This window comes from Erythrobacter sp. JB1-15, from assembly GCF_057365035.1.
On sequence record NZ_CP200295.1, the window covers coordinates 92,903 to 104,839 of the forward strand.

Annotated in this window: 13 protein-coding genes; 9 read left to right on the forward strand and 4 right to left on the reverse strand. The window is 59.6% G+C overall.

Annotation, left to right across the window (positions count from 1 at the left end):
- Positions 1-47 precede the first annotated feature (47 nt).
- Entirely contained in the window at positions 48-812 is a 765-nt protein-coding gene (locus AC0V6L_RS00510; protein WP_486152144.1) for a siderophore-interacting protein, read from the reverse strand.
- Between the two features lie 114 nt (positions 813-926).
- On the opposite strand from AC0V6L_RS00510, the gene AC0V6L_RS00515 reads away from it, so the two are divergent.
- From AC0V6L_RS00515 to AC0V6L_RS00530, 4 genes are all read left to right on the forward strand, one after another.
- Entirely contained in the window at positions 927-1,571 is a 645-nt protein-coding gene (locus tag AC0V6L_RS00515) for a glutathione S-transferase family protein (RefSeq protein ID WP_486152146.1), read from the forward strand.
- 9 nt (positions 1,572-1,580) lie between these two features.
- A complete protein-coding gene (locus AC0V6L_RS00520) occupies positions 1,581-2,366 on the forward strand; it encodes an SDR family NAD(P)-dependent oxidoreductase (protein WP_486152148.1) in 786 nt (261 codons plus the stop codon).
- Between the two features lie 167 nt (positions 2,367-2,533).
- Complete coding sequence (locus AC0V6L_RS00525) at positions 2,534-2,839, forward strand: hypothetical protein (RefSeq protein WP_486152150.1); 306 nt, start codon at positions 2,534-2,536, stop codon at positions 2,837-2,839.
- Complete coding sequence (locus AC0V6L_RS00530; RefSeq protein WP_486152152.1) at positions 2,782-3,573, forward strand: fatty acid desaturase; 792 nt, start codon at positions 2,782-2,784, stop codon at positions 3,571-3,573. The genes AC0V6L_RS00525 and AC0V6L_RS00530 overlap by 58 nt, the downstream gene beginning before the upstream one ends.
- Here the strand turns inward: AC0V6L_RS00530 and AC0V6L_RS00535 are convergent.
- Together AC0V6L_RS00535 and ada are read right to left on the reverse strand one after the other, a co-directional pair.
- Complete coding sequence (locus AC0V6L_RS00535) at positions 3,570-4,316, reverse strand: isocitrate lyase/PEP mutase family protein (RefSeq protein WP_486152154.1); 747 nt, start codon at positions 4,314-4,316, stop codon at positions 3,570-3,572. The two genes, AC0V6L_RS00530 and AC0V6L_RS00535, sit on opposite strands and share 4 nt — an antisense overlap.
- A gap of 17 nt (positions 4,317-4,333) precedes the next feature.
- A complete protein-coding gene (gene ada / locus AC0V6L_RS00540; protein WP_486152156.1) occupies positions 4,334-5,398 on the reverse strand; it encodes a bifunctional DNA-binding transcriptional regulator/O6-methylguanine-DNA methyltransferase Ada in 1,065 nt (354 codons plus the stop codon).
- 7 nt (positions 5,399-5,405) lie between these two features.
- Here ada and AC0V6L_RS00545 point away from each other — a divergent pair, with 7 nt between their 5' ends.
- From AC0V6L_RS00545 to AC0V6L_RS00555, 3 genes are all read left to right on the forward strand, one after another.
- Complete coding sequence (locus AC0V6L_RS00545) at positions 5,406-5,972, forward strand: hypothetical protein (RefSeq protein ID WP_486152158.1); 567 nt, start codon at positions 5,406-5,408, stop codon at positions 5,970-5,972.
- The gene (locus tag AC0V6L_RS00550) at positions 5,939-7,138 is read left to right on the forward strand and encodes a trypsin-like serine protease (RefSeq protein ID WP_486152160.1); all 1,200 of its coding nucleotides are present in this window, start codon (positions 5,939-5,941) and stop codon (positions 7,136-7,138) included. Before AC0V6L_RS00545 ends, AC0V6L_RS00550 begins: the two co-directional genes overlap by 34 nt.
- A gap of 105 nt (positions 7,139-7,243) precedes the next feature.
- Positions 7,244-8,740, forward strand: a complete 1,497-nt coding sequence (locus AC0V6L_RS00555) for a S1 family peptidase (protein ID WP_486152162.1) — start codon at positions 7,244-7,246, stop codon at positions 8,738-8,740.
- Positions 8,741-8,762: 22 nt separating this feature from the next.
- Here the strand turns inward: AC0V6L_RS00555 and AC0V6L_RS00560 are convergent, their stop codons facing one another.
- Positions 8,763-9,590 carry a TauD/TfdA dioxygenase family protein gene (locus tag AC0V6L_RS00560; RefSeq protein ID WP_486152164.1) on the reverse strand — a complete coding sequence of 276 codons (828 nt, stop codon included), beginning with the start codon at positions 9,588-9,590 and terminating at the stop codon, positions 8,763-8,765.
- A 238-nt stretch (positions 9,591-9,828) separates the two neighbouring features.
- Between AC0V6L_RS00560 and AC0V6L_RS00565 the strand changes: the two genes are divergently transcribed.
- Both AC0V6L_RS00565 and atpA read left to right on the forward strand, forming a co-directional pair.
- Complete coding sequence (locus AC0V6L_RS00565) at positions 9,829-10,383, forward strand: F0F1 ATP synthase subunit delta (protein WP_486152166.1); 555 nt, start codon at positions 9,829-9,831, stop codon at positions 10,381-10,383.
- A gap of 12 nt (positions 10,384-10,395) precedes the next feature.
- The gene (gene atpA, locus AC0V6L_RS00570; protein WP_486152168.1) at positions 10,396-11,925 is read left to right on the forward strand and encodes a F0F1 ATP synthase subunit alpha; all 1,530 of its coding nucleotides are present in this window, start codon (positions 10,396-10,398) and stop codon (positions 11,923-11,925) included.
- The last annotated feature ends 12 nt before the right edge of the window (positions 11,926-11,937 follow it).

Genomic DNA, 11,937 nt, shown 5'->3' on the forward strand with positions numbered 1-11,937 from the left:
AAATTCTGAGAGGGAAAGCGGTGGGCTTTCTTCTCTCAGGCTTACCATCAGCCGATGGGCGCGCTTTCCGCTTCGGCATCTTCGCGTTTTACGACTTTGTGCTCGGTTTCGGAAAGGCCGTGTTTCCAATAGCTTGAGATATAAAGCTCACGCGGGCTCAAACCCAGATCATCCCGCAGAAATGCGCGCAATTGCCGCATCCCTGAAAATTCGCAGGCCGCCCATGCGTAAAGCGATCCCGCAGGCCGCTTAACCGCGCGAACCGCATCCGCCAGCAGATCGGGGCGCGTGCCGGGCAGCGGATTGACAATAAAGCGCAGCTCCACCCCTTCAGGCGCATCAATCGGCATCGCATCATCTTCATGCTGTATCTCTAGCACCGCAACGCCGCGCGCAGATCGGTCCATCGCTTCCAGATTGGCCGTGATCGCGGGGAGCGCCGCCATGTCGCCTGCCACCAGATAGAAGTCAAAACCAGCCGGTAAAGGCTTGGGCGCGCCCGCCCCTCTTATCCTTATCGCGTCGCCCGGTTTTGCTTCCAGCGCCCATGTCGTCGCCGGGCCAGCCGCATTGCCGCCATGCAGCGCGAACAGCACGTCCAGTTCGCGCGGGCGCTGGCGGCGAATGGTGTAAGTGCGCATCAAGGGCTTGCGCCGCGTCTCGCTGGCGGGTTCGAGGATAAGCTTGAAATATCCGCCGTCATGCTCCGCTGGAAACTGGTCAAGGTCAGCCCCGCCGATCGTCACCTGATGCATGCTGGGGGAAATGCGCTGGCTGTCCAGCACGGTGAGATCGCAGAAAACTTGAGCCATGCTGTGTGAACTAATGCGAATGGCTCGCAATTCAAGCGGGCGCGCGAAATTTCTCGACATGACAGCGGCAGCGCGCGAAGGGTGGCGGAACGCTTAATCAAAGGACCGCGCCCTATGCTCACCATCCACCACCTGCGCATTTCGCAATCAGAACGCATTGTCTGGCTATGCGAGGAACTGGGGCTCGAATATGATCTCAAACTTTACAACCGCGATCCCGAAACGCGCCTCGCCCCGCCTGAATTGAAAGCGATCCACCCGATGGAGATTGCGCCGGTTATTACTGATGCCAAAGACGGACAACGCCTGGTGCTGGGCGAAAGCGGCGCGATCATGGATTACATCGTCGGCAAATACGCGCCCGACACGCATCTGGTGCCCGGCCCTGACAGCCCCGATTTTGCGCGGCATCTGTATTGGTATCACTTTGCCAATGCGACTTTGATGACCAACGGCATGATGAGCATTGCGGTGAACGCCGTTGGCGCTGAGATGCCCCCGCCGCTGGCCAAGCGGATCACCAATGCCTGGGCTGCGATTGAGGCTGGCCTTGGCGAGGCGGATTATTTTGGCGGCGCGAATTTCTCCACCGCTGACATCATGCTCGGCTTTTCGCTGACCACGGCGCGCGCGTTCAACGATATGAGCATTGAAGGCATGCCGAACCTTCAAGCGTATTTGAAGCGTATAGGCGCGCGCGATGCCTATCAGGCGGCGATGGCCAAGGCAGAACCGGGCTTTCCGCCCAAGCTGGATTGAGGCGGCGCGGTGAAAGCTTACGAGCCCCTCAGCCGGTCCATCGCTGGCCATAAAGCGCTCATCACAGGCGCAGCCAGCGGCATGGGGCGGGCAACCGCGCATTTGTTTGCAAGCGAAGGGGCGCATGTCGCGGTGACCGATCTGGATGCGGCCAAATGCGAAGCGGTGTGCGCGGAGATTGAAGCGGCAGGCTATGCCGGCTCGGCCAAAAGCTGGGCGCTTGATGTGCTGAGCGCTGATACCATCGCGGCGCGTGTCCCCGAGATTGCCCGCGCTCTTGGCGGGCTGGATATCATCATCAACAATGCAGGCTTTGCCATACCCAGCACGATTGAGGATGACAGCTATCCAGAGGCGTGGAGCAAAAGCCTCGATGGCATGCTCACCGCGCAGCAGCGTATCATCCGCGCGGCCATGCCTTTTCTGCGGGAAAGCGCGCATCCGCGCATCGTCAACATTGCCTCGACCGAAGGGCTTGGCGCGACGCCCACCAATTCGCCCTATGTCGCGGCAAAGCATGGGGTGATTGGCCTTACGCGCGGGCTGGCGGTGGATTTGGGGCGCGATGGGATAACCGTCAATTGCATTTGCCCCGGCCCGATCCTGACCGGTATCACCGAAGCGATCCCCGATGAGCACAAGGAAATCTACGCCAAGCGCCGCGTGCCTTTGCGCCGATATGGCATTCCAGAGGAAGTCGCGAATATGACGCTGTCGCTCGTCCTGCCAGCGGCCAGCTTTTTGACAGGCGCGGTGATCCCGGTGGATGGCGGGCTCACGATAAAGAACGCGTGAGCGCGGGCAAAAACGCGCGAGCGAGGGAGCGCCCCGCACGCCTCGCCCCCTATTCCCGCAGCTTTGGCCCATTCATGTCGTGACATTGCCATACAAGCCCCCTAGCGCTTGGGTGTAAGCCAAACCAAAGGATCCCCGTGCCCTCTTCAAACGTGTCTCCTGCTAACGTGTCTTCTCCTCGCGCCAGATCGCCGAAAGATCACGGCCTTGATCCCAAGCAATTGACGCGCGATCTCAACGCCTTTCGCGATCCGCGCACCGCGCGCAGCCTGATCGAAGTCGCGATCACGCTGATCCCGTTTATGGCGGTGTTTGCCGCGATGCTGTTTGCGGTCGAAGCGGGATATTGGGCGGCGCTTGCGCTGTTTCCTCTGGCGGGGCTTTTACTGCTGCGCCTTTTCATCATTCAGCACGATTGCGGGCATGGCGCTTTTTCGCGACGCGCGCGGGCAATGACTGGATGGGCCGGTTGATGGGCGTGTTCACGCTCACTCCTTATGATCCGTGGAAACGCAGCCATGCGATCCATCATGCAGGCACGGGCAATCTGGATGCGCGCGGCGTTGGCGATGTCGATACGCTGACCGTGGCTGAGTATGAAAACCTGTCTGCGCTGGGGCGGTTTGGTTACCGCCTTTACCGCAATCCCATTGTGCTCTTGGGGCTTGGTCCGGCTTATCTGTTCCTGCTGCGCCACCGCCTGCCCATTGGCCTTATGAAAGCGGGATCGCTTTACTGGATTAGCGCGATGGCCACCAATGCGGTGACGGGCGCGATTTTGGTCGGGCTGATGTTTGCATTCGGCATTGGGGCCACTTTGGCGGTTTTTCTGCCCGTCCTGCTGTTCGCTGCCTCTGTCGGAGTGTGGCTGTTTTATATCCAGCACCAGTTTGAAGAAGCGCATTGGGACCGCAAAGATGCATGGTCCTTTCATGAGGCTGCTTTGCTGGGCAGCACGCACCTTGATCTGCCTGCGGGGCTGCGCTGGTTTACCGGCAATATCGGCATTCACCACGTCCACCACCTCGCCAGCCGCATTCCGTTTTACCGGCTGCCCGAGGCATTGAAATCCCATCCCGGCCTTGCGCAATTGAACCGCTATACAATTGGCCAGACAATCCGCCCGCTGATCCTGACATTATGGGATGAAAACCAGCGCAAGCTTATCAGCTTTCGCGAAGCGGCCCGGTTGCGGTTGGAGGCTTAGCCTTCGAACGCCTGCCTCGCGGCCTCTTCCACCATTGCCATCGCATCGCGCCATGGCCCCGGCCCATAGCTGATGCGCGCGGTGCCCAGCTTTGCCAGCTGCGTATTGCTGACCATACCGGGCAGGCGCATGATGTTGATCGGCATGTCCACTTGCGCTGCCAAGTGTGCGATCAAGTCTGGATCGCTCAAGCCGGGGGCGAAAAAGCACCCTGCTCCGGCCGCGCTATAGTGGGCGGCGCGCCTCACCGCCTCTTCCACCAGTTCGGGCCGATTGGGATCCTCTCCCGCCAGTAACGGGGCGAGGAACACATCGGTGCGAGCGTTCACGAACAATCCCGCCGCGCTTACCACCGCAATGCGTTCGGCCTGCTCGCCCGGATCGCGCAAAGCGTCCGCGCCGATCAATTGATCCTCGAGATTGCACCCAACCGCGCCTGCACTGCGGAACGCGGCGGCATTCTTGCCAAGCTGGGCAAGGCCTGTTGCAAATCCGCTTTCCATATCGGCTGTCACAGGCACTTTGACCGCTTCGGCGATCGCCGCGATCGTCTTTGTCAGCTGCGCAAATCCAATCGCCTCGCCATCGTCAAATCCTTGCGCGCCGGCCAGCGCGAGACTGCCGGTGGCGATAGCCTTGGCCCCCGCGCTTTCAACAGCGCGCGCGCTTCCAACATCCCAGATGTTGAACAGGATCAAAGGGGCCGCGCCCATGTGAAGTCTGGCAAAGTCTTGCGCAATCATATCAAAACAACTTCATATCAAAACAGCTCCGGTTCATCGCGCGCATCGCTCACACCTTCGCGGCTCAACAATTCGCGCTTTATCTCTTGGCCATAGGCGTATCCGCCCAGCGATCCGTCCGCTTGCACAACGCGGTGGCAAGGGATCAGAACGGCGATTTTGTTCGCGCCGTTTGCGCTGCCCACTGCGCGGCTGGCTTTGGGATTGCCAAGCATCGCGGCCTGCTGCCCATAGCTGCGGGTTTCACCCGGCGGGATCGTGCGAAGCGCCTCCCAACACCTTTGTTGAAAGGCCGTGCCGCGCACATCCAGCGGGATATGCGAATTGTCGCTGCCCGGCTGTTCGACCGCTGCGACAACCTCATCAAACAAAGCGCGAAAACTCTCGCCCGCGCGCACACGTTCCGCTTTTGGGAAACGCGCGGCCAAATGCTCTTCGCCTTCTCCAAAACTTAAGCAGCACACGCCTTTTTCAGTCGCGGCGACAAGCATCTCGCCCAAGGAGGTGTCAATCACATCCCAGTGAATGCGCGCGCCTGCGCCCCCGGTGCTCACCTCTTTTGCAGCCATGCCCAATCGTCCTTCTACCTCAGCGTAAAACCGCGATGGCGCAGAATAGCCCGCTTCGTAAAGCGCGCCGCTTACTGTGGCGCCATCCGCCAGACATGCGCGCACCTGTTCCTGCCGCAAAGCGCGCGCGAAACCGGCAGGCGACAGGCCCACGGTGCGTTTGAACAGACGCTGGAAATGCGTCGGCGAATATCCTGTGAGGTCCGCCAGTTCATCCAGCGTCTTTGCTCCGTCCGCCTGGATGGCAGCGATCGCGGCGAGCACGCAGGCTTCTTCTGCGGACTGCGTTTTGGGAGAGCAGCGTTTGCACGCGCGCAGGCCCGCCGCCTCTGCCTGCTGCCAATCGGGATAGAACCGCACATTCTTGCGCAATGGCGCGCGCGCGGGGCAGCTGGGGCGGCAATAAATGCCGGTTGAATGAACGCCTGTCACAAACGCGCCATCAAAGCGGCGATCTTTGGCCAGCGCAATGCGCCAGCGATCATCATCGGTTAGAGGTGTGTCTGTCTGCATAGGGCGGGTGTTTAACGCAGCTGCCGCCCATGCGCATCCCGAAGCTTGCGCTCAATCATTCGCGCCTTTCGCAAGCGGCGGGACATGCCTGCGCACAAGCCGGGTTGCAGCCGCCGCGCCGCTGGGCCATGCACGCATCATGTTGCATCGTCTTGCCGCTTATCTGCTCGCCATTTTCGCCGCCCTTGCAGCTGTGCCCGCCTTTGCCGATCAGGCCGACGTGGATGCCGCAGCGCGCGGCGTTGTGCGGGTGGTGATTATTGGCAAAGACGGTGATGAGGTCATGCCCATCTCCCACGGCAGCGGATTTGCCGTCACGTCCAATATTATCGTCACCAATGCCCATGTCATCCGCGAGGCGATCCTTGATGACACATTGCGCATCGGGATCGTGCCAAGCGAGGAAGCGCGCGCGGGCGAACCCGGCGCATTTGGTAAAGCCATCGCGGTCAGCCCGCGCAATGATCTGGCGCTGATCGAGATTGCTGAGGGCAGCCTGCGCCTGCCCCCCTCACTTTCGCTGGAACCAGCAGCGGGGATATGGGCGAGGTATCGGCGGTGGGCTATCCAATGAATGTCGATCTGGCCCAAGGGTTGGAGATCAGCGATATTTTCAACGCTCAGCCACCTGTCAAAAGCCGGGGGTTCCTCTCGGGCGAGCGGCCATCGCGCCAGTTTGATACGATCCTGCACACCGCGCCCATTGCACGCGGCAATTCGGGCGGGCCGCTGCTGGATCGCTGTGGGCGAGTGATGGGGGTCAATTCGTTTGGCGCGGATTCCGATGGATCGGATGCCGAATTTTACTTTGCCGTATCCTTGCGCGAATTGCTGCCGTTCCTGCGCGAAAACAACATTGAACCGGCCACCAACGCCCTGCCCTGCCGTTCTATCGATGAACTTAACGCAGCAGAACTGGCCCGGTTCGAAGCAGAACGCGCCGATGCGCAGGCGAAAATTGACGCACGCGAAGAAGCTTTGCGCGAAACCCGCCAGCAGGCCTGGATCAAAGCGCAGATGGACATCATGGATGAACGCGACAATGCGATTGCGATGACGATGTTGCTGTTGATCGTCGGGCTCGCCGCTGCTTTTACCGCCACGCAATTGCGCGGATCTGAGGCCACGCGCAAATTCTCGGTCATGGCCGCAGGGCTTGCAGGGGCGGCGTTTATCGCCTGCGTGCTGGTGTGGCTGTCGCGGCCAACCTCGGGCGATATCGAAGACCGGGTGGCTGCAATTCTGGACGCAGGCGATGCGGGCGAGGATGGTCCGCAAACGCCCGATCTTAACGCTGCGGGCGATGGCACGCTGATCTGCACTCTGGTGCCCGAACGCAGCCGCGTGACAGGCGCGCGCACCGATGATGTGGAGTTTGACTGGGCCGCCACAGGCTGCGTCAATGGCCGCACGCAATACGGCATGGACAGCGGCACATGGAGCCGGGTGTTCGTACCCAATGACGAAGCAGCCGTTTCAATCAATTCCTACGATCCGGAAACGCGCACATTCCGCACTGACAGGTATCTGCTGGGCCGGGCCGCCATGGCCGCTGCGCGCGAGGCGCGGCGCGGATATTCGCCGCCATCCTGCGGGGTGACCGATGCCGCCCGGCTGCTCGGAGAACAACAAGCCGCCGTCATCGCCAAATTGCCCGAGCGCGAAAATGAACGCCTCGTCTATTCGTGCGAACCGAAACAAGCAGGCGGCAATCCGGCGATTGCTGAGCTTGAAGAGTAATTTCAACAATACCCCTTGAGTTTGTTTACAAATCAGGCAATTTTTAGGCATCAATAGGATCTGCGCATTTAGCGGTGCGAAAAGCTATGTCTTTCAGGGGGCATAATGATTCAACGGATTTGGCTTGTTCTTGTTGCAGCGCTCGCGTTTTGGCCTGCCACCACTAGCGCGAGCGAAGCGGATATCGATGCCGCCTCGCGCGGGGTGGTGCGCGTGATTACCTTTACCATCACGCCCAACCGGCGGTTTGTCCCCCTCGGCCACGGAACAGGCTTTGCCGTTGCCGAGGACAAGTTTGTCACCAATGCGCATGTGATCGAGAGGGCGGCGCGATATAACGATGTCTATGTCGGCATAATTCCGCCCAAAGGGGACGAGCCGACACGCGTAAGGCTGGTCTCATACAGCCGCAATCGCGACCTCGCTTTGCTCGAAGTGCCAAAAAGCCTGCGCCTTCCTCCCCTGACATTTGTCAGCAATTTCACTTCGGAAAATGCCAATGTTGTCGCGGCTGGGTTTCCCGGCGCGGTTGATGACACTTTGGGCGCTGGGCGTGAGCCGACGATAACGCGCGGGATCGTTTCTCAACAGCGTGTGACGCGCGATGTCCGCATTGTGATGCACAGCGCCGCGATTGCGCGGGGCAATTCGGGCGGCCCGCTGCTCGATGAATGCGGGCGAATTGTCGGGGTCAACACATTCGGCGCCAATTCCATCGCCAGCGAAGGCGAGTTCTTTTTCGCGGTTTCAAATGCCGAAACGCTCGCATTCCTGCGCAACAATGATGTGTCGCCCAAAACGAGCGATCTGCCGTGCCGATCCCTTGCCGAGATCGAGGAGGAGGAAAAAGAGCGAAACGCAATCGAGCAGCGCAAGGCAGATGAAGAGCTGCGCGCCGCTGAGGAAGCGGAAGCACAGGAACGCGGGCGCATCGAACGGGAAATCCAGGAAGAGCGCGAAAACATGATGGCGCTTGCCGCGATATTGCTGGTGGTGGCCGCTGGCGGCGGAGCCTTGGCCTATCAGGCTTCGCAGGCCGAGGGCGGAAAGAACCGCGCGATTGTCTTTGGCGCGATTGGCGGCCTTGCTGCGATTGGCGCTGTCTTCAGCTGGATAACCCGGCCCAGCATTGATGATGCAGATGATCGCCTAATGGCTCAAAGCGGTGACAATTGGAGCGACGAGGAAGGGATTAACGGGCTGCAACCCGGCCAATTCACCTGCACACTTGATACCGAACGCAGCCGCATAACAACCGCCCCAAAACGCACCGAAGAATTTGAATGGCGCGCCGATGGGTGCCGGGGCGAATCGCAGTATCAGGCGGTGGATGGCGTATGGCGCCGCGTGTTTGTGCCGCAGGAAGATTACATGGTCCGCGTCGCCACGATTGATCTGGCCAAAGGCGAATTTCGCAATGAACGGTATTTGCTGCCCAAGACCGAATGGCAAAAAGCGCGCGATGCCCGCATGAGCTATTCCCCGCCCAGCTGCGGCGCGCCCGATGCTTCACAAAGACTGGCAGACATGCAGGAAGGGGTGCTCGCGCAGCTGCCTGACCAGCCCAATGAGCGGCTGGTTTACACCTGTGAGAGCAGATAGCGGATTGGGCGGCGCGCGGGCGTTACGCCGCTATCGCCTCTCCGCTCAACGTAATCCGGTGCATTTCGCGGCGGTGACCAGCGTAATCGTTGATCGCATTGTGCCAGCTTGTCCGGTTGTCCCAGATCGCCACTGTGCCCGGCTTCCATTGGAGGCGGCACTGGTTGGTATCGGTCAAAGCCGCATCGCACAGCGCGTTCAAAAGCGGCAGACTTTCCTCGCGCGTTTGACCGACGAAATTGATCGTGAAAGCTGTGTTCACATACAGCAGCTTGCGCCCTGTTTGCGGGTGGCGGATCACGACAGGGTGCACTGCGCCTGTCTTTAGGTTCTGCCCGCGCAAATGCTCACCCATGTCGGTTTGCGCATAAAGGCCGCCTTCTTTGTAGACATGGTCAGCGGTGTGAAACGCCTCCAACCCCTCAATCCGCGCTCTCAAGTCATCGGGTAGCGCATCATAGGCCGCACCCATATGCGCCCACATCGTATCGCCGCCTTTGGGAGGCAGCTCGCGCGCGACCAGCACAGACCCCATGGCCGGGATCTGATCGTAGGAATGATCGGTGTGCCACGCGCCGCCAATATTGGTGTTTTGCGCCGGCTCTTTCTTGACGACCGAGATTTCGTCATAATCGCCCTGCTGCGGGAAGTAATTGTTCACATCCATCCCGCCCCAGCGGCGGCCAAAGGTGATGTGATCTTCGGGCGTAAATTCCTGATTTCGAAAAACCGCAACGCCGTGTTCGTAAATTGCATGTTTGACCTGTTGCAGCTCTTCATCGCTGCAACTCGCCAGCGCAATCCCCTCGATCTCGACCCCGCATTCGGGTGCCAAAGCGGTCTTTTTCATCGTATATCCCCTCCGCGGCTTTTGCCATTTTGTGTCATTGTGATGCAGATTTCGCGCGGTGACAAGTTTTGCGCGGGCAGCGGGGCCGTTTTGGTGGGCGTGAACTTGTCCAGCCCGCTTGCGTCTTTTGCATTCCCTTGCTAGGCGCGCGCCAGATTTGGCACGCAGGCTTTATGTCTGCGCACAGCCAAAACGTAACTCGACCTTTTCATACGCTCCGGCAAAGGACAATCAACGCGTGGATAATTCCGCCGGTATTCAGGCAAGCCTGCCAGGGCGTTACGCCTCCGCCCTGTTCGAATTGGCATCCGAAAACGGAACCGTGACAGCGGTTGAGAGCGATCTTGATACGCTCGGCACCGCTTTGCGCGAATCCGATGATTTGCGCGCCGCCACGACCAATCCGCAATTGTCCCGCACTGAGCAGGGCCAAGCGGTGGCCGGGATCGCGTCGCACCTTAAGCTGTCGGACCTGACAACAAAGTTTCTGGGCGTGCTCGCCAGCAATCGCCGGCTGAGCGCACTGCCCGCCATGATCGGCGCGTTCAAGACGATTGCTGCGAGCCAGCGCGGCGAAGTGACCGCCAGCGTCACCAGCGCGCACAAATTGTCGGCCAAGCAGCTATCCGCGCTCAAAGACAAACTGACCGCGCGCGAAGGGCGCACTGTCATGCTTACATCAGATGTTGATCCTGACCTTTTGGGCGGGCTCGTCGTTACCATTGGATCGCAGCGCATTGATGCCTCGATCCGCACTCGTCTCAACTCGCTATCCCAGGCAATGAAGGCCTAAAGGACTATTCATATGGAAATCCGCGCAGCAGAAATCTCCAAGGTCATCAAGGACCAGATCGCCAATTTCGGCAGTGAAGCCGAAGTCAGCGAAGTTGGCACCGTTTTGAGCGTGGGTGACGGCATCGCCCGAATTCACGGCCTCGATAAAGTGCAGGCTGGTGAAATGGTTGAGTTTGCCAATGGCGTGCAAGGCATGGCGCTCAACCTTGAGGCGGACAATGTCGGCGTCGTGATTTTCGGCTCGGATGCTGAGATTAAAGAAGGCGACACCGTCAAGCGGACCGAAACCATTGTGGACGTTCCGGTTGGTAAGGAATTGCTGGGCCGCGTGGTTGACGCACTTGGCAATCCGATTGACGGCAAAGGCCCCATCGCAACAACCCAGCGCAGCCGCGTCGAAGTGAAAGCGCCCGGCATCATCCCGCGCGAATCGGTTAGCGAGCCTGTGCAAACCGGCCTCAAAGCGATTGACGCGCTGGTCCCTGTAGGCCGCGGTCAGCGCGAGCTGATCATTGGTGACCGTCAAACCGGCAAAACCGCTGTCGCGATTGACACCTTCATCAACCAGAAAAACGAACATCAAGGCGATGACGAAGGCAAAAAGCTTTACTGCGTCTACGTCGCGGTTGGTCAAAAGCGTTCGACCGTTGCCCAGATCGTGAAACAGTTGGAAGAAAACGGCGCGATGGAATACTCCATCGTTGTCGCCGCGACCGCTTCTGAGCCTGCACCGCTGCAATATCTTGCGCCTTACACTGGCTGCGCGATGGGCGAATTTTTCCGCGACAATGGCATGCACGCCGTGATCGTTTATGACGATTTGTCAAAGCAAGCCGTTGCTTACCGCCAGATGTCGCTGCTGCTGCGCCGCCCTCCGGGCCGTGAAGCCTATCCGGGCGACGTGTTCTATCTGCACTCACGCCTGCTTGAGCGTGCGGCGAAAATGAACAAATCCGAAGGCGGCGGTTCTTTGACGGCTCTGCCGATCATTGAAACGCAGGCGGGCGACGTGTCGGCCTATATCCCGACCAACGTGATTTCGATCACCGATGGTCAGATCTTCCTTGAAACTGACCTGTTCTACCAAGGCATCCGGCCTGCGATTAACGTCGGGCTTTCAGTGTCCCGTGTGGGCGGTGCTGCTCAGACCAAAGCGATGAAGAAAGTCTCTGGTTCGATGAAGCTGGACCTTGCGCAATATCGCGAAATGGCGGCGTTCGCGCAGTTTGGATCGGACCTCGATCCGGCAACGCAAAAACTGCTCAACCGCGGTGCGCGCCTTACTGACCTGCTGAAGCAAGCCCAGTTCTCGCCCATGCCGTTTGAAGAGCAGACCGTGTCGATCTTTGCCGGCACCAATGGCTATATCGATGATGTCGCGGTGGAGCGTGTGGGCGAATATGAAGAGCAAATGCTTGCCTTCATCCGCAGCGAACACGGCGCGATCCTCGATGATATCCGCTCCAGCGGCAAGTTCGAAGGCGATGTGAAAGACCGCACCGTCGCCGCGCTCGACGCTTTTGCTAAGCAGTTTGCATAAGGACGGCTGACA